General features: G+C 29.7%; 18 protein-coding genes. 11 read left to right on the top strand and 7 right to left on the bottom strand.

The window, feature by feature from the left end; all coding sequences use genetic code 11:
* Positions 1-330 precede the first annotated feature (330 nt).
* Positions 331-2,526, bottom strand: coding sequence for a B12-binding domain-containing radical SAM protein (locus J9309_RS10920; RefSeq protein ID WP_230475912.1), 2,196 nt, complete (start codon positions 2,524-2,526; stop codon positions 331-333).
* 402 nt (positions 2,527-2,928) lie between these two features.
* Between J9309_RS10920 and J9309_RS10915 the strand changes: the two genes are divergently transcribed.
* A complete protein-coding gene (locus J9309_RS10915; protein WP_230475911.1) occupies positions 2,929-4,527 on the top strand; it encodes a hypothetical protein in 1,599 nt (532 codons plus the stop codon).
* A gap of 76 nt (positions 4,528-4,603) precedes the next feature.
* Here the strand turns inward: J9309_RS10915 and J9309_RS10910 are convergent, their stop codons facing one another.
* Positions 4,604-6,133 carry a helix-turn-helix domain-containing protein gene (locus J9309_RS10910; RefSeq protein ID WP_230475910.1) on the bottom strand — a complete coding sequence of 510 codons (1,530 nt, stop codon included), beginning with the start codon at positions 6,131-6,133 and terminating at the stop codon, positions 4,604-4,606.
* A gap of 191 nt (positions 6,134-6,324) precedes the next feature.
* On the opposite strand from J9309_RS10910, the gene J9309_RS10905 reads away from it, so the two are divergent.
* From J9309_RS10905 to J9309_RS10890, 4 genes are all read left to right on the top strand, one after another.
* On the top strand, positions 6,325-7,296 hold the full coding sequence (locus J9309_RS10905) for a fumarylacetoacetate hydrolase family protein (RefSeq protein WP_230475909.1): 972 nt from the start codon (positions 6,325-6,327) through the stop codon (positions 7,294-7,296).
* A gap of 7 nt (positions 7,297-7,303) precedes the next feature.
* On the top strand, positions 7,304-8,182 hold the full coding sequence (locus tag J9309_RS10900; RefSeq protein WP_230475908.1) for a flavin reductase family protein: 879 nt from the start codon (positions 7,304-7,306) through the stop codon (positions 8,180-8,182).
* A gap of 18 nt (positions 8,183-8,200) precedes the next feature.
* A complete protein-coding gene (locus J9309_RS10895) occupies positions 8,201-8,659 on the top strand; it encodes a hypothetical protein (protein WP_230475907.1) in 459 nt (152 codons plus the stop codon).
* A 229-nt stretch (positions 8,660-8,888) separates the two neighbouring features.
* Positions 8,889-9,410 (top strand): hypothetical protein, encoded by a 522-nt coding sequence (locus J9309_RS10890; RefSeq protein WP_230475906.1) that lies wholly within the window; start codon positions 8,889-8,891, stop codon positions 9,408-9,410.
* Between the two features lie 63 nt (positions 9,411-9,473).
* Here J9309_RS10890 and J9309_RS10885 read toward each other — a convergent pair whose 3' ends face one another.
* The gene (locus J9309_RS10885) at positions 9,474-11,333 is read right to left on the bottom strand and encodes a TonB-dependent receptor plug domain-containing protein (RefSeq protein ID WP_230475905.1); all 1,860 of its coding nucleotides are present in this window, start codon (positions 11,331-11,333) and stop codon (positions 9,474-9,476) included.
* Positions 11,334-11,415: 82 nt separating this feature from the next.
* On the opposite strand from J9309_RS10885, the gene J9309_RS10880 reads away from it, so the two are divergent.
* Complete coding sequence (locus J9309_RS10880) at positions 11,416-12,876, top strand: aminotransferase-like domain-containing protein (RefSeq protein ID WP_230475904.1); 1,461 nt, start codon at positions 11,416-11,418, stop codon at positions 12,874-12,876.
* Between the two features lie 30 nt (positions 12,877-12,906).
* Here J9309_RS10880 and J9309_RS10875 read toward each other — a convergent pair whose 3' ends face one another.
* The gene (locus J9309_RS10875) at positions 12,907-13,356 is read right to left on the bottom strand and encodes a DUF4442 domain-containing protein (protein WP_230475903.1); all 450 of its coding nucleotides are present in this window, start codon (positions 13,354-13,356) and stop codon (positions 12,907-12,909) included.
* A 99-nt stretch (positions 13,357-13,455) separates the two neighbouring features.
* Here J9309_RS10875 and J9309_RS10870 point away from each other — a divergent pair, with 99 nt between their 5' ends.
* Positions 13,456-14,211, top strand: coding sequence for an acyl-CoA desaturase (locus J9309_RS10870; RefSeq protein ID WP_230475902.1), 756 nt, complete (start codon positions 13,456-13,458; stop codon positions 14,209-14,211).
* A 29-nt stretch (positions 14,212-14,240) separates the two neighbouring features.
* Here the strand turns inward: J9309_RS10870 and J9309_RS10865 are convergent, their stop codons facing one another.
* On the bottom strand, positions 14,241-14,843 hold the full coding sequence (locus J9309_RS10865) for a class I SAM-dependent methyltransferase (RefSeq protein WP_230475901.1): 603 nt from the start codon (positions 14,841-14,843) through the stop codon (positions 14,241-14,243).
* Complete coding sequence (locus tag J9309_RS10860; RefSeq protein WP_230475900.1) at positions 14,833-15,753, bottom strand: UbiA prenyltransferase family protein; 921 nt, start codon at positions 15,751-15,753, stop codon at positions 14,833-14,835. Before J9309_RS10860 ends, J9309_RS10865 begins: the two co-directional genes overlap by 11 nt.
* A 186-nt stretch (positions 15,754-15,939) precedes the next feature.
* Between J9309_RS10860 and J9309_RS10855 the strand changes: the two genes are divergently transcribed.
* The 4 genes from J9309_RS10855 (at position 15,940) to J9309_RS10840 (ending at position 21,136) form a co-directional block, all read left to right on the top strand.
* Positions 15,940-16,656, top strand: a complete 717-nt coding sequence (locus J9309_RS10855; protein ID WP_230475899.1) for a CoA transferase subunit A — start codon at positions 15,940-15,942, stop codon at positions 16,654-16,656.
* 5 nt (positions 16,657-16,661) lie between these two features.
* Positions 16,662-17,318, top strand: coding sequence for a 3-oxoacid CoA-transferase subunit B (locus J9309_RS10850; protein WP_230475898.1), 657 nt, complete (start codon positions 16,662-16,664; stop codon positions 17,316-17,318).
* A 244-nt stretch (positions 17,319-17,562) separates the two neighbouring features.
* Entirely contained in the window at positions 17,563-20,451 is a 2,889-nt protein-coding gene (locus tag J9309_RS10845; protein WP_230475897.1) for a T9SS-dependent choice-of-anchor J family protein, read from the top strand.
* Between the two features lie 124 nt (positions 20,452-20,575).
* On the top strand, positions 20,576-21,136 hold the full coding sequence (locus J9309_RS10840; protein WP_230475896.1) for a hypothetical protein: 561 nt from the start codon (positions 20,576-20,578) through the stop codon (positions 21,134-21,136).
* 63 nt (positions 21,137-21,199) lie between these two features.
* On the opposite strand, the gene rimO is transcribed toward J9309_RS10840, so the two are convergent.
* Positions 21,200-22,504 carry a 30S ribosomal protein S12 methylthiotransferase RimO gene (gene rimO, locus J9309_RS10835; RefSeq protein ID WP_230475895.1) on the bottom strand — a complete coding sequence of 435 codons (1,305 nt, stop codon included), beginning with the start codon at positions 22,502-22,504 and terminating at the stop codon, positions 21,200-21,202.
* Positions 22,505-22,565 lie beyond the last annotated feature (61 nt).

Genomic DNA, 22,565 nt, shown 5'->3' with positions numbered 1-22,565 from the left:
GCAATACGCACAGTATATAGATACTGCGATACAATACTAAAATGAGTACTGTGCAAAAACAATCTTAGAAAGTAAAGCAACAGTTTGCTTATTCATTCCTAAAAATAAAGGTTTTAAGTTCGCCTTCATTTAATTACTATTCTTTGTGATTAAGCCAAATATAGGAAAGAAATTTAATTGTACAAAATACACTAAGATGTTTATTGAAGGATTTTTAATCTTAGAAATAAATTACAACGATTAGATTATGATTAATTTTTAGTTTATAATTGATAAAATATAATAAATAAAAAAACCGCCTAAAAATTAGACGGTTTTATTTATATTATTTTATACAATTAATAATGCTTCTTCTTTGATTTGATTGACTGCTTTAGAGTAAATGAACACTTCAAAATCAGAATTTGTAGTTTCTTCAAAACTTTGTTTCATTTTCTGGTATGAAATAGGTTTGTCTGAAGTTTTTAATTCCTTAATAAAATCGATCAGCCACTCACCTTCTTCTTTTTCCAACATCACTTCTAAGTAATTGCTCTTGGTATGAAAAGTTAATACAGCATTTTCAAATGTTCTTCCTTTTTTCGTTTTTGTACGAATTTCCAATGTCGGAATTCCACCTAACCAAACTACTTTTTGAGTCGGTTTATGTGAAACAAATAAATCTTGATTTAAAATAGATTCTATATGATTTGATTGAACCGAAGTTTTAGGAACTTTCATATCAAACCATTCTTGTAATGGAATTTCAAAACCAACCCCATGCATATAATTGAATAAAGATTTATTTAAACCAAACGAAAATTGATTATGATCTAATCCAGTTTTTTCCTCATGCACCATATCATTATTGGCAAATGTTCCAATTTCTGTACTGTGATTAATTACATTAAATTTTTCTGGATCCAAACCAACAGGGCTATGTGAAGTCATCGCAAATTGATGCCAAAATCCAGATTGAAGAATACCTAATTCGAACATTTGTCGAACCATTTCTAAACTGTCAATCGTTTCTTGCTTCGTTTGTGTTGGAAAACCATACATTAAATACGCGTGTACCATAATTCCGGCTTCAGTAAAATTACGATTTACAACCGCAACTTGATCTACGGTAACTCCTTTATCAATTAACTTTAATAATCGATCAGAAGCAACTTCTAATCCACCGGAAACAGCTATACAACCGGAAGCTTTAAGTAAACGGCACAAATCTAATGTAAAACTTTTCTCGAATCGAATATTAGTCCACCAAGTGACAGTTAGTTTACGACGTAATATTTCTAACGCAACTTCACGCATTAATGCTGGCGGAGCAGCTTCATCAACAAAATGGAAACCAGTATTATTTGTGGTTACAATCAATTCTTCCATTTTATCCACGATTTGTTTTGCTGCAATTGGCTCATAAACTTTTATATAATCCAACGAAATATCACAAAACGTACATTTCCCCCAATAACAACCGTGTGCCATTGTCAATTTATTCCATCGTCCATCACTCCACAAACGGTGCATAGGATTAATAACCTCAATTACAGAAATATATTGATCCAAATTTAAATCAGTGTAATCTGGCGTACCAACTTCACTAAATTTATAATCTTTGACTAATGGATTATTAATATACTCAACCTTATTATCAATTAAAGTAAAAGTCCTTTTCAATTCAGAAATTTCAATTTCTTGATTATTTAATTTCAATAATTGTTCAACTGGAGCTTCACCATCATCTAAAGTTATAAAATCAAAAAATTCAAAAACACGCGGATCTGAAAGTGAACGTAATTCTGTGTTAGGAAATCCACCGCCCATCGAAATTTTTATCTGTGGATGATTCTTTTTAATATATTGAGCACAACGAAAAGCTGAATATAAATTTCCAGGAAATGGGACAGAAAAGCCGACCATTTTCGGATTTGTATGTTGAATTAACTTTTCGAGTTCGGATAAGGTGATACGATCGATAAAAGTTATATCTTTTTGTAATTCACCATATAATTCATCAAATGAATTTGCCGAACGACCTAATCGTTCAGCATAACGACTAAATCCAAAATTTTCATCAACCGTTTCAATAATAAAATCCGATAAATCTTCTAAATATAAAGTTGCTAAATGTTTCGCTTTATCTTGAAAGGACATCGATCCAAAAGCCCAATCCAAATCATCCAATTCTGCAAAGCGAGAAGCTTCAGGCAAATATCCATCTTGAACAATGGAATCTGCTAATGTGGAATTCTTACCTTGTAAAAATCGAATAACATGATCAATAGAATGAATATAATCTTCACGAAGTGTATAAATTCTATAACTATTTTCCCCTAATTCTATTTGAGAATCTTCAATTAATTGAAATAAATCTGAAAGTCCTTTCTTGCTAAAAAGTTGTAAAATAACGTCTAAACCTAAGTCGGCTTGAAAAGTTATATAATTTAAGTTATTCAAAAATCCTTTTAGATAGACAGTTCCAGGATAAGGTGTATTTAACTGTGTAAATGGAGGTGTGATAAGTAATAAATCCGATTTCAATGGTAAGAATTTGTGCAAAAATAAGATTTCTTAACGAAAGAACTTTACAATTGAATATTTTAAAACTTTATGTAATTTGCAACAAACCACAAACAAAATAAAATTCGTTACTTATATAGAGCAAGAAAAAGTCGGCTTATTATACCAAGATGAAATTTATGATTTAAGTTTAATCAATTCAGCATTAGAGAATACCAAATTTTACTTTAACAATTGAGAAAAAACTGAAAAATCACATTATAAAATAATTAACAAGAAAACTCAATTACCACACATTATCAATTGTTTAGATTTTTAAAATTCAGAATTCAAATACTAACATTATTTATATTCTCGAATACGAATAATTGATAATACATTATCGTTTACATTATGTTATAATTTAGGGGAAATTTTAACTAAATGAAAAAAACCTTAATCCTTTTATCTATTTGTATTTCTAATTTTATATTTGCGCAAGTAGGTATTAATACTGAAAATCCTAAAGCTACTTTAGATGTTTCTAAAAGTATAGACAATAATTTATTAGACGGTATCATTGCTCCCAGGCTAACTGCAAACGAATTAAATTTAAAAACATATACAACTAATCAAATTGGTGCAATCGTTTATGTTACCGAAAATATAGTTTCTTCAGAAACTAATCCAGTAATACCGACAGAACAATTAATTAACGTAAACCTGCCAGGATATTATTATTTTGACGGTGTTGTTTGGCAAAAATTTAAAGACAACTCTTGGAAATTAGATGGTAATATTTTAAAAGAAAATTTATATGTAACTGAAAACGAAGAAGAAATAATGACAAATTCATTAGGTTCTAATTTAGTCGCATCAACACAATTTTATGCATCTACAAAGGGTAATTTAAAATCTGGAGATTTTTTAGGATCAATTAATCAACAAGATTTAGCATTTAAGACAAATAATGGTTATGTTGGATTAATTAATTCTTATAATATTTCATTCGGTAAAGGTGCCTTTACAAAACGAATAAACATTGATAATGATGGTGTTATTAAAACTACTGCTTTTAATAATAATATTATTGCAATTGGAAATTGGGCACTTACAAATAATAACGGTGGAAATGGAAATATTGCAATAGGTGGCGAAACTTTAATATCAAATACAACTGGAAGTAACAATATTGCTATTGGTCATAGAAGTTTACAGAAAAATACAAATAATAGCAATACAATTGCAATCGGATTTGGTGCAATGCAAAATCATGAGCAATCAAAAAACTTTGTGACAAATGATAATTTAAATATTTCAAATAACACATCAGTTGGTGTTAATTCATCAAGATTTTCCATTAATTTACAAAGTCATTCCGCTTTTGGTATGGGAGCAGCTCAATATCTAACGAAGGGAAATTTTAATACTGCAATTGGATCATCTGCTTTGGAAGGTAAATCTAATTTAATAAATTTTGGCTCTAATAATACTGCTGTTGGGTATCGTGCTTTACCAAATCCATTCTCAGAAACAAAAGGAAATAACAATACAGCTATTGGAACTTATTCAGGAGTAAATACAAGAGGAAATAATAATATTTTTATCGGTTATCAAGCGAGTTTTGCAACAAGGAATCATTCTTTAGCAACTGAAGAAAATCAGTATGAGGATAATTTCAGTAATGCAATGAATATAGCTAATATTTTATTTGGTAGAGACATTTTAGATAATGAAAACTATACGAATAGTACGGCTAGAATTGGAATTGGATCTTACGAACCAGAAGCAAGATTACATATTAAAGGAATTGCAAATACAGAAATTTTAAAACTTGAAAATATCACAACTGGTACAGGTTCTCTTTTAGTTATAGATGAGAATGGTTTTGTGAAAAAATCTACTTCTTCAATAGGACGATCTAATAATGATTCTATCTATGAAGAACAGAATAATAAAATAAATCAACTAACTGAATTGATTCAAATTTTACAAGAAAAAATTCAAATTCTTGAAAATAAAACAAGAAATTTAGAAGAATAATGAAACAAATTTGGTTACAAAATCTATTCATTAAAATAAAAAAACCGGTTGAAAAACCGGTTTTTATTAATCAATATTACTTTTCATTATTTAATTTATGGATAAAATCAGAGGGAGAAATTCCTTTGTATTCTTTAAATAAAATCGTTAAACGATTATTAGATGAAAAACCAACTAAGTTTGCCAAATAATCTAGTTTGTATTTCCTAATTTTAGGATCTTCAATCAATAAAGCGATTAAATAATCAATACGATTTTGATTGATATATTGACTGTAATTACAATTTCTATAATTTTTTAAGATATAAGAAACATATTTGATGTTCGTATTCAACTCAGTTGCTAAAATTGAAATTGTCATGTCTGAATCTGTAAATTTTTTAGATTTCTCAAATAAATTTAAAGCTTCTAATATTTCTTCTTCTTTTGCTTTTGAAATAAACTCGTTTGTTGATTTGGATTGTTGTTTTTCTATTGGTTGAATCATATCAACTTTAGATGCTACATTTTTATTGTATGATGCTAAAATTTGATCAAATTTTCTTTTTTCTTCCCTTTTTTTTCTAAACAAAATAAAAATTATAGCAGCTAAAAAACAAACGATAAATCCTGCAATAAAAATTAAATAACTTTTAGATTCTGATTGATTATCAATCTCTTGTTTAGCCTGATTAATTATTTTATTAGTAACAATATTATTAGTTTCAAGCTTGTTTTTTAATACTTCTTTAGTCTTTGCAAACTCTATATTTGCTATAGAATCAGATTTTGTTTCATTTCCTAATTTATCGTAAATTATAACTAATTGATCATTAATACTGGAAATGTAAAATTCAATTTCATATTTATTAGCCAAAGCAAGAGCTTTCTCTAAAAATTCTTTAGATTTATTGTAATCTTCTTTTAATTTATAACAAACCCCAACATTCAAATAATAATTGATAGAGAATAGTTTATTATTTACATATTTGGTATTAATATCATTCATTTTAGAAAAAGTCTTGATAGACGAATCCAAATCATCTTTACCGTAAAGAATAGCCAAATCATTATAAGCCTTTAATAATGTTTTGGTGTACATCTTTTTATCCTCTAAAAATTCGATACTTCGTTTATATTCAATTAAAGCATTTTCGTGATCTTTTATGTATGAATAATAATTTGCCAATGATAATAAATTACCTGCTTTAACTTTTAAATAATGCTCATCTTTCGGCCATTGTTCAATTATATCATTTATTTCCTGTATGTTATCTTTATACTTGGCATACATTTTTAAATTTTGATACACTCCATTTAACATGAATAAAGCTGTAACTTTTTCTTTCGTAAAATGATTTGCTTCAATGATAGAATCAGCCATATTTAAATTCTCATAAGCTTGATGATAATCATTAGAATAAAGGCCTATGTGCGCTTTATAGAAATAAGAATATACCCTTTCATTTGCATTTTTTGCATTTTTCAAAAGGGAATCTGCGATTATAATCTGCTTGTTTGTGGGATGATTTTCAATATTATTATAAATTTCTTCGTAGGAAGATTTTTGTTGACTTAATAATATAGCTGGTGTTAAAATAAATAAAAGGCGTAAAACTAAAAACATTGAAAATAATTACTATAAATACATATTGTAATTCACAAAAATACATTTATTCATTCAATTTTTAAATAATTATTCATCTAAGACATAATAATTTAAAATTCATCCGTGAAACATTTAAAAAATATATTCATTAAGATTTAAATCCTAATAACTTAATTCTTTTTATATTCACTCTCAAAACTACAAACAAAATGAAATTCGTTACTTATATAGAGCAACAACAAGAAAAAGTCGGCTTATTATACCAAGATGAAATTTATGATTTAAGTTTTATCAATTCAGAATTACAAAAAGACTTAATTCAAATATTAGCTGATTCAGATTTCACATTTCCAATCATTCGATTAATTCAAAAAGAAATCAATTTAGGAAACTATCAAAATGCAATCGTAAAAAATCCTCAATTATTAGCTCCTATTCCACATCCGCCAAGTTTTAGAGATGCTTACGCCTTTCGTCAACATGTAGAAACATCTCGTATGAACCGTGGTTTAGAAATGATTCCAGAATTTGATGAAATTCCGGTTTTTTACTTTTCCAATCATCAAGCGATTCAAGGTCCAGGTAAAGTTTATGCGATGCCACATCATTTTAATCAAATGGATTTTGAGTTGGAAGTTGCAATTGTTATCAAAAAAGAAGGAATAAATATTAGTGCTGAAAATGCTGATGAATACATTGGAGGATTTATGATTTTAAATGATTTATCGGCAAGAGCTTTGCAAATGCAAGAAATGAAATTGAACCTTGGTCCGGCTAAAGGAAAAGATTTTGCTTCGATGATGGGACCTTATTTAATTACACCTGATGAATTAGAATCATACAAAGTTGCTCCAAAAGAAGGGCATGTCGGAAATTGTTATGATTTAGAAATGACATGTTCTGTGAATAATATTGAAGTTTCTCGTGGAAATTTTAAAGATATGCATTGGACTTTTGCTGAAATTATTGAACGCATTTCTTATGGTGTTAAATTATTCCCTGGCGATATTATTGGTTCAGGAACCGTTGGTACTGGTTGTTTTTTAGAGTTAAACGGAACTGGTAAACGCTTAGATGAGAAGTACAATCCGCAATGGTTACAACCTAACGATATAATTGAAATGGAAGTAAGTGGATTAGGAAAATTAACAAATTCTGTTCATCTTTATAACGACAATTGATACGACTATGCAAGAAACAAAATCATTCGAACCGAATACAAAATCATTTGATAATTTACTAAAACATGCTATTTCTCCACGACCAATTTGTTTTGCAAGTACGGTTGATAAAGAAGGTAATGTCAATTTAAGTCCGTTTTCGTTTTTTAATATCATGGGGCAAAATCCACCTATTTGTGTATTTTCTCCGTTAAGAAAAATGCGTGATGGTTCTACAAAACATACACTGGAAAATATTTGGGAGCAACCTGAGTGTGTAATCAATATCGTGAATTACAATATTGTTCAACAGCAATCTTTATCGAGTGTTGAATATCCAAAAGGAGTCAACGAATTTGTGAAGGCGGGTTTAACTCCAATCCCTTCGGAAATGGTTCAACCACCTCGTGTAGCAGAAAGTCCATTTCAGTTAGAATGTAAAGTGCGTGAGGTAATTTCAATTTCCGATCAACCTGGAGCAGCAAATATTGTCGTTGCGGAAATTGTAAAAATGCACGTACAAAAACAATTTTTAAATGATGATGATAATGTAAGTCCATATGATTTAGATTTGGTTGCTCGTATGGGTGAAGATTTCTATTGTCGTGTAATACCCGAAGCCATTTTTGAGGTTGAAAAACCAACGCGTACTATTGGTTTAGGTATTGATTCTTTGCCAGATGAAGTTAAATTTTCTAAATTTTTAACGGGAAATCATTTAGGGCAATTAGGAAATGTGGAAGCATTACCGTCACAGGAATTAATAGATAATTTCAAAAATCAGTTAGCATCCAGATTAGATATTAATAAATTTAAACCGATTGAAGTTCGTCATCAAGTTGCTTCAAAATTATTAGACCAAGGTGATGTTCAAAGTGCTTGGTTTTGGTTATTAATGGATATCTAATTTATTAAAAAACAGTTTATGAATATTAAAAAAACAGTTTTACTTCTGTTACTATCAATCAACACATTCACTTTTGCTCAAGAAAAAACTTACACAATTAAAGAAGTTGAAAAAATAGCAATTTATCCAGGATGCGATGAAACTTTGGATAATAACGAACAAATTAAATGCTTAAATAATAAACTATTGAGTGATTTATTTTCACAACTATCTGACTCAGTCAATAGAATGACTGCTAGTAATAGAAGTGGGCATTTTAAGACTTTTAATACCTTTGTTATCAATTCTAATGGAGATTTTGTTGATATCGTTTCTAATGGAGATAGACAATTAAGTGATGCTGTAAAAAATGCATTCAAAAAATTAAATAAAATACAGACTAAAACCAATAAAAAGATTATTCCTGCAAAAAATAGTGATGGAGAAAATGTTAATTTAAAATTCTCAATTCCTGTTAGTGTCAGCATCAGTAAATAAGATAATTATTAAATTATAGAACAATTTTAGAAGTGATAAATAAATAATATGATTTTAATAGCTGTAATTTTTCCTTCATTATCTTTTTTATTAAGAGGTAAAATCCTGACTGCTATATTTTGTTTTTTATTACAATTCTTAATTATAGGTTGGATTCCAGCTTCAATTTGGGCTGTAGCATCATTACTTGATGAGAGAAATAAAAAAAGAATCAAAAAATTTAAAAATCATGATTACGATTAGAAATATACTATCAATACTTATAAAATTAATTGGGTTCATTTTTATTCTCATCAGTTTTATTTACATTTTACCTGGATATTTTCATTTGATTTTTTTAGATGATGTCATGTATTCAGATGAAATATTGGAAAATCCTGATGTAAATATGTCCACAACATTGGTAATCACAGATATCATCATCAATATTGCGTTATATTTTTTATTAATTTATAAAACAGATTTAGTTATAAAATTACTTCGAATTGATAAAAGTTTTATAGATATGCCAATAAATTCATTGGATATCAATCTTCAAAAATATACACAAATAACACTTTCTGTTGCTGCAATTGTTTTGTTTGTGCTTTCTATTCCAGAGATTATAATTTCAACTATTCAACATTTCAGAGTAAAGAATGAATATCTAAGTTTAGATAGTTATGCATTAATTGATAATATCTTTATCGGAATAATTTCAGTTTTACTAATAGTTTTTAATGATAAAATCTCACGATTATTAACAAAATAAAATCAGCCGTTTTCATCATTGAAAGCGGCTGATTTGTTTTTAAAATATATAAATTTAGATTGGTTAAATTCCATTAAAACGAACACCAAAACTGATCCAACGACCTGGCATTGGAATGGCTCCAACTTCGTTATATACTGTATTAAATAAATTTTGCGCATCTACATAAACAGAAAACTTATCTTTAATTATATGATTAATTCTTATATCTGAAATCCAATACGATTTGTATGAATAACGCGTATAATATCGATTTGCGAAAGTTATTGAGGTATTATTCATTTCATAATTTATCGTTGCGATAAACTGATGTTTCAAACTTTCAATTTTATATTTGGAATTATACTCTTCCGCAGAATTTATAAATTTCGGATCTAAATAAGAATAACTTACACCCATTTTTAACCTCTGATTTGAATTGATCGGAACCAAAACACTCGCTTTCGAATTAAATCCAACCGTACGAAGATCTCCATAATTATTTGCTTGCCAAGGTTCGTCCGTAGTCAATCTAATCCAATCAATAAAATTTGTAATGTTTCGGTAAAAATAATATGCATCAAAACTCCATTTTCCTTTTAAAAACTTGAACCCAATTTCCGTCTGAAAAGCTTTCTCCACTTCAACCTTTTCATTACCAATATTTCCTGGTCGCTGATCCAAATACAAATCTGTAAACGAAGGAATTCGTTGAGATGTTCCTGCATTTGCAACCAATTTTAAATTCGGAATTAATGTATAACTTGCATCAATTCCAGGAAAAATTTGCCATCCATAATTAGAATTATAATTGAGGTATGTACCAATATTTGTATTTAATTTTGGCGTAATATCCGTCTTATATTCAGCATAAAAACCAAAATTATTTCTTGTATGCTGTTTAATACTTGTAGAATTTATTTGTTCATTTCTATATTCTGCACCCAATCCCAATTGTCCTTTATTTAGAAGATAATTTGCATTAATTTCTCCTGCAATGGAATTGGAATAATGCAAAGATCTTGCTCGATTCAGATCATTTTTAAAATAACGATAATCATCAAAATTATAACGATAACTTACTCTCGGTAAAACTGTAAAATTATTTGAAACTTGATGTTTTGATTGAATCGTTACCAAAGTTGTTTCTACAATTTCTTTAGAATTTTTATCGCCCGGAGCTGCATAAAATCCATTTGCTCCAAATCCATTTTTCACGTAGCCATAAGCTGCTTCTAACGAATTATTTTCATTCAACTGAAAATTCCCTTGGTAATATATTTTATTATTCTCGTAAGCCGTATTGTACCTATAACCATTTCCTTTTTCGTGGCTTAAATGCAATTGATGTTGCTGATTTTCTTTAGATAAACTCCCTCCTATTTGAAACCCTTTATTAGTAAATGTATCTCCAGTTTCTTCCTCATCCTTTTTAAAATTTGAACCGAAGTATGAATGAGCAAAAACACCGGTTTTTTGAATTTTCTTCGTTACAATATTTACAACACCTGTTAAGCTATTGTTGCCATAAACACGAGCTGCAGGTCCACGAACAATTTCAATACGTTCGATCATTTCTAAAGGTACTGGTAAATTTAACGTGTTATGTGCTGTTTGATGATCTACAATTTTTACTCCGTTCAAAAGAATTAAAGTTTGTTCAAAACTTCCTCCATCCATGGAAATATCTGCCTGTGAACCAAATGGACCACGTTGCCTAACATCGACTCCGGAAGTATATTGTAGTATTTCTTGTAAAATTTTTACCGGTAATTTCTTTATTTCTGATTTACTGATGACATAAATATTTCTATTTTCATTGGAAATTTTTGTGTTTAAGCGATTATTAATCACAGAAACTTCATCTATTGCAATTGTATCATTTGTATTTTGTGCTAATCCAAAAGAACTAATCAAAACAAATAATATCGAAATTTTCTTCAATTTATAAATATTAAGTTATTGGTATAATTTGTTCAAAATTATTACCTTACCAACCTACACAAATAGTCCAGTTTATAAGAAAATGAATAGTCCGGTTGAACCAAATTTCGATTTTATTAAATTAGATCATCAAGCTGATTTACCATTGTATATTCAATTAGTTGATGAATTTATTAAAGCTATACAATTAGGAAATTTAAAATATGGAATTAAATTACCTGGCACACGAAGATTATCGGAAATTCTTAAATTAAACAGAAATACAATTGTTAAGAGTTTTGATGAATTAGCTTCTTTAGGTTGGATTGAAATAAAACCGAATCGTGGGACATTTATTGTTCGCCAAACTGGAATTGAATCCCAGAAACTAAAAGCAAATACTGATTTAAAATTTCCTAATAAAGCAAGTTTCAATTATAACAAATCTTTTCTTTTAGAATTACCAAACGATGAAAATACTTGCAAATTACGATTGAATGACGGTATTCCTGATTATAAATTGAGTGATTTTAAAACTACAGCTAAATATTATTCGTCAGTTTTAAAACGTAAAAATTCATTTCAAAAAGATTCATTCAATGAAAACCCGTTTTTTATAAAACAGCTTACAAATTATATCAATATTTCTCGAAATTTTGGCATTGATTCATCACAAATTCTGGTTACTCGTAATCGTGAAATTGCTTTGCAAATGATTACGAAAACGTTGATTCAACCAGGTGATTATATCGCTGTAAATGAATTGAGTTATTACAAATCGAATATGATTTTTCAGGAAAACAAAGCCCGAATTGTTCCGATAGCGTGTGATGAATTTGGTTTAAAAACAGATGCTTTAAAATCAATTTGTGAAACAAAAAAAATTAGAGTTCTATATCTTTCATCATACAATTATCCAACAACTATAGCTTTAAATAAACAGAGAAGGTTAGAAATTAAACAATTAGCCAAATATTTTGGGTTTGTAATTTTAGAAGATGATCCTGATTACGAATTTCACTACTCTACTCGACCAACATTTCCATTAACAACGAACAATTTTGATGGAAATATTATTTACACAAGTGTATTTGGAAAACATTTACCTTCCGGTTTTCAACTAAGTTATATCATTGCACCTTCGGATTTTATAACTGAACTGAAAAAGCAATTGTATGTTTATGATTCTTTTGGCGATCCACTGATTGAACAGACTTTAGCTGAAATGATTACAGAAGGTGAAATTTCTAAAAATTTAAAAAAACATCGCAATATTTATAAAGAAAAACGAGATTATTTTTGCAACTTATTGCTTTTACACCTTAGAGATCAAATTGATTTACAGTTACCAAAAAATGGATTTGCAGTTTGGGTTGAATGGAAAATTTCTATCAACCTAATGCAACTTAAAAAAGATGCTGAAGAATTAGATTTATATATTCCGCAGAATATTTTATACCAAACCAATAAAAAAATTGGAATGCGTTTGGGGTTTGCTCATTTGTCGGAAGAGGAAATGCATCAAATTACAGAAATTCTAAAAATTTGTTTTAATAAACAATAAAAGCTTTCAGAAGAAAGCTTTATCCATATTTTAAGATTTCAATTTAAAAGACCAAGTAAATTCGAACTCAGACACAACATCATTTTGCTCATCAACACCTTTGCTTTTAACTATTATAGTTACTCCTTCTCCAGTTTGTATCGCTTTATTTATTGCAGCTTCAATCATTTCACCATCATTACAAGTAAAAATAATTTTACCTACTGCTTTCTTTAGAAATTTAGATTGCATTCCAAGCACCAACATCGATACGTTTTTTCCTGATTCTTGAATCTTTGCAGAAGCCATTAATCCTGAAGAAAATTCAGCAGCCATACCTTGTACAGCCCAAAACATACTCTTAAATGGATTTTGATTCAATAATCCTAATTTTATTTTGGTTGAACATGTATTGTTTTTCCACTCATGTAAACGTACACCTGCTATCCAAGCGATTGGAATTTGTGTCGAAATAATATTTCGGAAGAATTCTTTATTCATTATAAATAATTTTTTTTGTGGTTTAATTATGATAATTAATAGCCAATTTAATAATCCTAAACTATATATTTGCAAAAAAATTAATTTATTACAATTTATATGATAGGAGTAATCATATTGTTCATTCTACACTGGTATGGATCATTATTTTTCCAGACTTTCTTCTTACACCGTTATGCATCACACGCAATGTTCACAATGTCAAGAAGATGGGAAAAGATCTTCCATGTATTAACTTGGATTTTCCAAGGAACATCTTATTTAAGCCCTTATGCTTACGGGGTTATGCACAGAATGCATCATAAACATGCAGATACAGAAAACGATCCACACTCTCCAATTTTTGATAAAAATATTTGGAATATGATGTGGAAAACTCGTATTTATTATAAAGAAGTTGGAACTGGTGAAAAACAAATCGAAGAAAAATACATTAAAGGAGTTCCTGCTTGGCGTTCTTGGGATAAGTTCGCTGAACATAACTTAATAAGAGTAGCTTGGATTTTTGTTTATATCGGATTATACTGGTTAGTAGACGCACCATTGTGGGCATATTTTGTATTTATCCCAATGCATGCATTAATGAGCCCATTACACGGAGCTATCGTAAACTGGTTCTCGCACAAATACGGTTATAGAAACTATGAAGTTAAAGATACTTCTACGAATTTAATGCCTGTAGACTGGTTAATGTGGGGTGAATGTTTACATAACAATCATCACAAATTTGGAGGACGTCCAAACTTCGCAGTAAAAAAATTCGAGTTTGATCCGATGTTCCCATGTATCCGACTAATGGAAAAATTGAATATCATTCAATTCAAAAAAGGAAAATTAGACACCGATTATATGTAATCAAAAAGACCTCAACTTGAGGTCTTTTTTTATTTCTTATATATTTTGGATTGAATATAATTGCCAAAATATTCCTTCCCTTCTATCAATTCAAAATCATCGAATAATCCATTCACTTTTGGGAAATCCTTTGCTTCTATTCCTGCAACTAAATTAAAAAAAAGTACCATGGACTTAGTTAGAAATCTTTGGATAAAATTTTGTTCTTCACAAAAATCAACATAAGCCCATTTGCCTTTTTTCTTTAAAAATTGATTGTATTTTTTGAATAATATTTCACATTCTTTTTCTAAAAAATGATCAAAAACAAATGCTGTAATTATTACATCATAATTTCTGTTTGGCACGAATTGAAAAAAATCTTCTTGATAAAAATTAACATTAATATTCGATACTTTTCTCGCTTTAGCTTTCTCTATCATTACAGTTGATAATTCAACATAATCAATTTCTAAATCAATATTTAATTTATTAATATCCTCAAGAAACCATCCACTACCTCCACCTAACCATAAAATTTGATCACCAGAATTTAAATGTTTTAATATGATTTTATGAGCCAATTGTTGTCGATTTAGAAAACATATTCGGCTTAATAAATCATAATATGGAGCGATATAATTATAATTCATACTCGAACAGTATTACACTTAGGATTCCGAAAATAGCTTTCAAAAATATCATTCCATCAATTGCGATTAAATAATATAAAATTGATTTCGGACGGTTTAATTTAAAAGCAAAAATTGCCATCAAGATTATCGGAACTAACATAAAAAGTATGCGATGTAATGGTAAATCATACCAAAATCCGAATAATATAAAACTTAAAAAACCTAAGAAAATTAAAGGTAGAATAACGCGATTCAACATCAATTGATTTCCATATTTTACAACAAAGGTTTTTAATCCTCGATTGGTATCATCTTCATAATCCTTCATATCAAACATAATTGCATTAACGATGAAATACATAAATGTTTGACTAAATAGAAAGTAAAATCTAGCATCCCAATTATTAGATATTCCTTCGGTTAATTGCAATATCAATAATGGTAAATATACAGTTGTAATTGCCCATGTCCAAGCTATTAAAGTTGGTTTAAACCAAGTATATTTTCTAAGAGAAAATCCAAACTTCCAGTTGTAGTAACTTATGGCTAATAAAAAAGTTGCAATTAAGATTAAATAATGGATCCAATGTAAGGTAAATAGATTCTGATAAGTCTTTATAAATATACTTATTGCAGATAAACAACATATGATATAAAGAATTATGTTAAATGTATGAATCGATTTTCGGTGGTCAATATAGAATTGTGTTCGTTGATTGGATGATTTGATCTTTTTTATCGGAATTTCATACGCAAATAAGTAAAAAATAACGCTCAAACTACTGATAAACAAATAGTAATCTAAATCATTTAATTGTAAACCAAGTTTTATGTTAGTTTCCAAATTTAATCCTATAGATAATAAACCCATAAAAAAATTGGAGAAAAAAATGTATTCGATGATTCGATTTACTATTCTCTTCTCCATTTTAAACTCGTTTTAATCTTTTCAACACAATGATTAAAAATTTTCTACAATCGAAAATTCAATGTGATTCAAATATAGAACATTATTAAATATCGATTATTTTTTTCTTTAAAAAGATTGATAATTTAAGGCCTAGACTTTTAACTTTTATTATATTTAACTATCAAAAAATGAAACCACAAAAATATGATTAATAAAACAGTAAACTCCATAGAAGAAGCCTTACAAGGTGTAGAAAGCGGAATGACATTGGCTTTTGGAGGATTTGGGTTAAGTGGAATTCCAGAAAACTTAATTCAAGGTTTGGTAGACAAAGGAATAGACAACTTAACTTGTATTTCAAACAATGCAGGTGTTGATAATTTCGGTTTAGGATTATTATTACATCGCAAGCAGATTAAAAAAATGATTTCATCTTATGTGGGAGAAAATGCTGAGTTTGAACGCCAAATGTTATCAGGTGAACTAGAAGTTGAGTTAATTCCACAAGGAACATTAGCAACAAGATTAATGGCTGCCGGTTTCGGAATGCCTGCTTTTTTTACACCAGCTGGTGTAGGAACTGAAGTTGCTGAAGGAAAAGAGATCAGAAAATTTACTTTTCATGGAATCGAAAAAGAATATTTATTAGAAAAGGCTTTTGAACCTGATTTCGCGCTGGTAAAAGCTTGGAAAGGTGACACGGCAGGAAATCTAATTTATCGTGGTGCAGCAGGAAATTTCAACCATCCAGCAGCAATGTGTGGGAAAATTACAATTGCTGAAGTAGAAGAATTGGTAGAAGTTGGCGAATTAGATCCAAATCAAATTCATACACCAGGTGTATATGTAAATCGTATTATACAAGGTGCTAAATACGAAAAGAGAATTGAAAATAGAACTGTACAACCTAAAAAAGATTAATTGCCATGTTAGATAAAAACGGAATTGCAAAACGTATCGCAAAAGAAGTAAAAGATGGATACTATGTAAATTTAGGAATTGGTATTCCGACCTTGGTTGCAAACTATATTCCTGAAGGAATTAATGTTGTCTTACAATCTGAAAATGGTTTATTAGGTATGGGGCCTTTCCCTATTGAAGGCGAAGAAGATCCTGATTTTATCAATGCGGGTAAGCAAACGATTACTACACTTCCTGGTTCTTCTTTTTTCGATTCTGCTATGAGTTTTGGAATGATTAGAGCACGAAGAATAAATTTAACCATTTTAGGAGCAATGGAAGTTTCTGAAAATGGAGATATTGCCAATTGGAAAATTCCAGGTAAAATGGTTAAAGGAATGGGTGGCGCAATGGATTTAGTTGCTTCTGCAGATAATATAATTGTTGCTATGCAGCATGTAAACAAAGCTGGTGAATCTAAACTATTACCAGAATGTACTTTACCTCTTACAGGGATAAAATGTGTCAAAAAAATTGTTACTGAATTAGCTGTTTTAGAAATTTTACCAACTGGTGGATTTAAATTACTTGAAAGAGCTCCTGGTATTTCTGTGGAAGATATTAAGAAAGCTACAGCTGGTAAACTTATTATTGAAGGCGATATTCCTGAAATGACTTTTTAATATTATACTTAAAAAAATAATAATTTTAAAATACCTCTATATCATATAGAGGTATTTTTTTTAAATATAACTTACAAATTAACTACAGAGTTTCTTAAATATTATACCATTTACAACACAAATTATAATTAATAATTTTGCTGAAATCTATTATTTTTTCAATTCTAATTATTCATTATCAGTTATTTATTTTTTTATAATAAATTTTCTAATTATATTTATTGTAACACTAATACGAATTTTTATGAAAAAATCTTTACTAAGTCTGGCATTTATTGCTACGATTTTCTCAAATGCTGATGCACAGTATTTCACCGAAAACTTTGATGGAAATGGTCCAGGAATTGGATCTTGGACAGTACTAGACATTGATGGGCAGACTCCTGATCCAAATGTTGCATTCATTACTAATGGATGGAATGTATTAGATTTAGATGGAATAGATGGACTTTTTGGAGGACCAGCAGGTGATCACGCTGCTGCGAGTACTTCATGGTATTCTCCAGCGGGAGTATCTAACGATTGGTTAATTACTCCTTTAATTAATTTAACTGATGCTATAACTCCTCGTTTAAGATATTCTGCTAAAGCCCAAGACCCAACATATCCTGACGGATACCAATTAAAAGTAGCTCCAAATGGTGGAAATACAATAGCTGATTTTACAGATACATTAGCTATTATCGAATCAGAAGGATCTCATGAAGGAAAACCTTGGACAGAAAAAGTTTTCGGATTAGAACAATATGCTGGACAATCAATTCGTATAGCTTGGATTAATAATTCAGACGATATGTTCATGTTATTTGTAGATGACATTATAGTTGAAGAAACTCCTGAAAATGAACCACAAAGTCTTCCATTCCACGAATCTTTTGATTCGTCATCATCTAGTAGAACATTTTGGACAAATATTAATGTTGAAGGTTCATCAAACTGGACATATGCTGTTGGTTCAACAGGTGTAGTTACAACGACTAAAGCAGGAGATGCAAATGCACGTTTTGTTTCTGTTATGGGTGAAAATACACCTATTACAAAATTAGTTTCTCCTATAATTCAAGTTACTTCTAGTGATGCTTATTTAGAATTTTATCATGCAAATCCAGCTTGGGCTAGTGATATTAACGCTTTAAAAGTATATTATAGATTATCTGAAACATCAGAATGGGTTGAAATTTTTCACCAAACTGAAAGAACTGAAACTTGGACTAAACAAGTTATTCAACTTCCAGAAGTATCTGCAACGATGCAAATCGCATTTGAAGGTATCAACAACTGGGGGCGTGCAAATGTTATAGATGAGGTTAAAGTAAGAGCAGGATTAATTCCTATGACAACTACTTTACCTTTCAATGAAACATTTGAAGACGATTCAACAACAAGAGCTGGTTGGACACAACAAAATGTTTTAGGAAACCGAAACTGGACTTTTGCTGCAGGATCAAATGGTGGTATCACAACTGCTAATAATGGACAATTAAACGCACGTTTCTATTCTGGTTCTGGAGTAAGTTCACCTGTTACAAAATTAATTACTCCAATGATTGACGCTGGTAGTGTAAGTGATGCATATTTACAATTTAGCTATGCACAACCAAATTGGTTTGGAGATAATAATGCATTAAAAGTATACTATAGAACAAGTGATTCTGAAGACTGGATTAAAATATATGATAGCCCTGGAGCTGTAGATGCATGGAAAGAAAAACGTATACAATTACCTGCCCTATCTAGCGAATTACAAATTGCATTCGAAGGTATTAACAACTACGGATACGCTAACATTGTAGATGATGTACAAATTATTGAAGGTACATTACCTCCATTACCAGAAGTTTGTGGTATAAATAATGTTTCTAATAACCTTGAAAATGGTATAGGAAATTTAACAATGTTCGCTTACGCTAATGATTTCCGTGTTAATGCATATTCGACTATAGATGTTTCACAAATTTCATTTAATTTAATTACAGCTACAGAGGGAATTTCTACAGCAACATATTCTATTATAGAAGATGTTAATGGAACGCCAAGTGGAGACGTTGTTTATACATTCACAGGTGCGCCATCTGTAACAGAAAGTTTAGGTACTAATTTTGGATATAGCTTCTCTAAATATACTTATGATTTACCTGAAGTTGTAAGATTAGAAAATACAACTAATACTCATAAGAGATATTGGTTACAAGTTGAAGCAGTTCAACCAAATTCTGGTGAAGATGCTTATTGGGAAACTACAACTGTAGAAAATACTTCTGAATATAATATGATGGTATATGACACTGATGTAGAGGCTTGGGAAGAAACATCAGGTGAAGGTGTATTTACTATTGTTGGTGAATGTAACGAGATAGAAATGCCTGAGACTTGTGAACAAGGAAATCCTTCAAATAATATAGAAAATGGACAAGGATCTATTTCTGCAGCTGAAATTGCACATGATTTCCAAATTGAAGAAAACACACAATTTACTTTAAATTCAATTAAGATCAACGTTTTAACATCAACTGGATTAAATTCTGCTACAGTCAAAGTTTATTCTGATAACAATGGTGTTCCAGGTGATGTATTAACAACATTTACAGGTGTTCCTAGTACAAGAGTAAACGTTGGTTCTACGTCTGGATTTGATAGTTCTACTTATACATTTAATTTACCTGAAGCATTACCATTAGAAGGTGGAAATACTTATTGGGTTGGATTAACAGGTGCTGTGTATGCATCTGGTACAAATGGATATTTCGAATCTAGTACTATCATGAACACGTTATACACTGGTAAATTTAATGGAACTCCAGGTTCTCCAAACTGGGCTGATTTCACTTCTGGACAATGGGATGGTGTATTCTCAATTGTTGGTACTTGTGAAACATTATCTATCGGTGATCAAACGATTGAAGTAAATAAATTATCTGTTTATCCTAATCCTATAACTGATGTATTATACATCAAACACAAATTAGCTGTTGCTAACGTTGAAGTTTACAATGTAACAGGTCAAAAAGTTGTAACAACTAAAGTTAAAGCTGACGGATCAGTTAATTTAGCTAGTTTACCTCAAGGAGTTTATGTTGTAAATGCTACTTTAGAAGATGGTACAAACCAAACATTTAAAGTAATTAAGAAATAATTTATCACTCAATAAATTATAAATTTTTACCCCCATGAATTTCATGGGGGTTTTTAATTTTCATAAAAACCATTATTAAATATTTAATTTTACTTTATATATTTATTGAAAATTTAACACTTTTATGAAAAAATTATTGTTCACCCTTGCATTAGCAATGGGAACATCTATGACGGTAAGTGCTCAGGATATTGTAGAACCTGAGTTTGTTGGAGAAGTTTTATTAGTTAAAGCAGATAAAACATCTGAATTATTAGAGAAAAGTACATCACAGAACAGAGAAGTTGCTTCTACTGGTTTAATGATTACTGGAATTGGAAAAATAAGAAGACAAATACAGATAGATGGTTGTTGTGCAGGTATTAAATTCAAAAAAAATGAAGATGTACAGTTTATCGTAAAAAATATTGATAACAATACTGATCCGATGGCTATCATTCAAATTTTTAAATTTGAACCTAAGAAAAAAGTTAGACGTGCAGAAATCGCATCAATTAATAGTTTTGGATCTGCAAAGTCAAATAATTTAACTTATGTTCCGTTTAAAGGAAAAAAATACGGAACTTCTTCATACATCATCACATTATCTAAGAAAGAAGTTGGAGAATATGGAATTGTAGTAAATAATCCTAATTCATTAGACGAAAAAGCTACTATCGTTTCTTCATTCGCTATTATAGATTAATATAAAAAACCCCTTATTGTTTATCCAATAAGGGGTTTTATTTATAAAGTATTTAAAGATTTTTTAATCAATTACTTTTCCGATTAAATCAAATTCGTAAGCCTCGATAATTTCAACATTTACAAATTCTCCAACTGGTAAATAAGTATCGACTGCAGAAATTAAAATTTCATTATCAACGTCTGGCGAATCATGCTCAGAACGACCAACAAAATTATCCCCTTCTTTACGATCGATTAAAACTCTGAAAGTTTTTCCAATTTTCTCTTGGTTTAAATCGTAAGAAATTTGAGATTGAATTTCCATAATTTCTTCTACACGGCGTTGTTTAACTTCTTCAGGAACATCATCCACTAAATTATAAGCGTGTGTATTTTCTTCGTGAGAATATGTAAAACATCCTAAACGATCAAATTTTTGTTCTTGTACCCATGCTTTCATCTCTTGGAAATCTTCTTCCGTCTCTCCTGGATAACCACAAATTAACGTTGTACGAATTGTCATTCCTGGAACTTTAGAACGGAAAGCATCTAATAAAGCATTCGTTTTTTCTTTAGTTGTTCCACGACGCATCGATTTTAAGATGTTTGTAGAAATATGTTGTAATGGAATATCTAAATAGTTACAAACTTTAGGTTCTTCACGAATTACATCTAATACATCCTCTGGGAAACCAGCTGGGAATGCATAGTGTAAACGAATCCATTCAATACCTTCCACTTTTACTAACTCTTTTAATAAACGAGCTAATTCACGTTTTTTGTATAAATCTAACCCGTAGTATGTTAAATCTTGAGCAATTAAAATTAACTCTTTTGTTCCGTTTTTAGCTAATTTTTCAGCTTCAGTTACTAAATCTTCGATTGGACGTGATACGTTACCTCCTCTCATCAATGGAATTGCACAGAACGAACAAGGGCGATCACAACCTTCTGCAATTTTTAAGTAGGCGAAGTGACGAGGTGTTGTTGTTAAACGTTCACCAACTAATTCATGTTTGTAATCAGCTCCTAAAGCTTTTAATAACAATGGTAATTCGCGCGTTCCGAAATATTGATCAACATCCGGAATTTGCTCTAATAAATCTGGTTTGTAGCGCTCAGATAAACATCCTGTAACAAAAACTTTTTCAACTAAACCGTCTTCTTTACGTTGAACATAATCTAAAATCGTATCAATACTTTCTTCTTTTGCATTATCAATAAAACCACAAGTATTAATTACAACAATATCACCCGATTGTTCGTGAACTACTTCTTTCCCATTGGCTTTTAATTGTCCCATTAAAACCTCTGAATCATAAACATTCTTAGAACATCCTAATGTAATAACGTTGATTTTCTTTTTTCCAACCGATTTTGTACGCATTGCTAAAATTTAAGTCTGCAAATTTACGAAAAAATATTGTAGAATGGTATTAAATTAAGCC

The sequence above is a fragment of the Faecalibacter bovis genome (assembly GCF_017948305.1).
In the GTDB taxonomy this organism is placed as follows: domain Bacteria; phylum Bacteroidota; class Bacteroidia; order Flavobacteriales; family Weeksellaceae; genus Empedobacter; species Empedobacter bovis.
This window is presented reverse-complemented; position numbering and strand designations above follow the sequence as displayed.

Coding starts and splice junctions, on each gene's coding strand:
- J9309_RS10880 (WP_230475904.1), top strand. CDS start 11,416: ATGAATAGTCCGGTTGAACCAAATTTCGATTTTATTAAATTAGATCAT.
- J9309_RS10875 (WP_230475903.1), bottom strand. CDS start 13,356: ATGAATAAAGAATTCTTCCGAAATATTATTTCGACACAAATTCCAATC.
- J9309_RS10850 (WP_230475898.1), top strand. CDS start 16,662: ATGTTAGATAAAAACGGAATTGCAAAACGTATCGCAAAAGAAGTAAAA.
- J9309_RS10845 (WP_230475897.1), top strand. CDS start 17,563: ATGAAAAAATCTTTACTAAGTCTGGCATTTATTGCTACGATTTTCTCA.
- J9309_RS10855 (WP_230475899.1), top strand. CDS start 15,940: ATGATTAATAAAACAGTAAACTCCATAGAAGAAGCCTTACAAGGTGTA.
- J9309_RS10905 (WP_230475909.1), top strand. CDS start 6,325: ATGAAATTCGTTACTTATATAGAGCAACAACAAGAAAAAGTCGGCTTA.
- J9309_RS10870 (WP_230475902.1), top strand. CDS start 13,456: ATGATAGGAGTAATCATATTGTTCATTCTACACTGGTATGGATCATTA.
- rimO (WP_230475895.1), bottom strand. CDS start 22,504: ATGCGTACAAAATCGGTTGGAAAAAAGAAAATCAACGTTATTACATTA.
- J9309_RS10895 (WP_230475907.1), top strand. CDS start 8,201: ATGAATATTAAAAAAACAGTTTTACTTCTGTTACTATCAATCAACACA.
- J9309_RS10865 (WP_230475901.1), bottom strand. CDS start 14,843: ATGAATTATAATTATATCGCTCCATATTATGATTTATTAAGCCGAATA.
- J9309_RS10840 (WP_230475896.1), top strand. CDS start 20,576: ATGAAAAAATTATTGTTCACCCTTGCATTAGCAATGGGAACATCTATG.
- J9309_RS10900 (WP_230475908.1), top strand. CDS start 7,304: ATGCAAGAAACAAAATCATTCGAACCGAATACAAAATCATTTGATAAT.
- J9309_RS10860 (WP_230475900.1), bottom strand. CDS start 15,753: ATGGAGAAGAGAATAGTAAATCGAATCATCGAATACATTTTTTTCTCC.
- J9309_RS10890 (WP_230475906.1), top strand. CDS start 8,889: ATGATTACGATTAGAAATATACTATCAATACTTATAAAATTAATTGGG.
- J9309_RS10915 (WP_230475911.1), top strand. CDS start 2,929: ATGAAAAAAACCTTAATCCTTTTATCTATTTGTATTTCTAATTTTATA.
- J9309_RS10910 (WP_230475910.1), bottom strand. CDS start 6,133: ATGTTTTTAGTTTTACGCCTTTTATTTATTTTAACACCAGCTATATTA.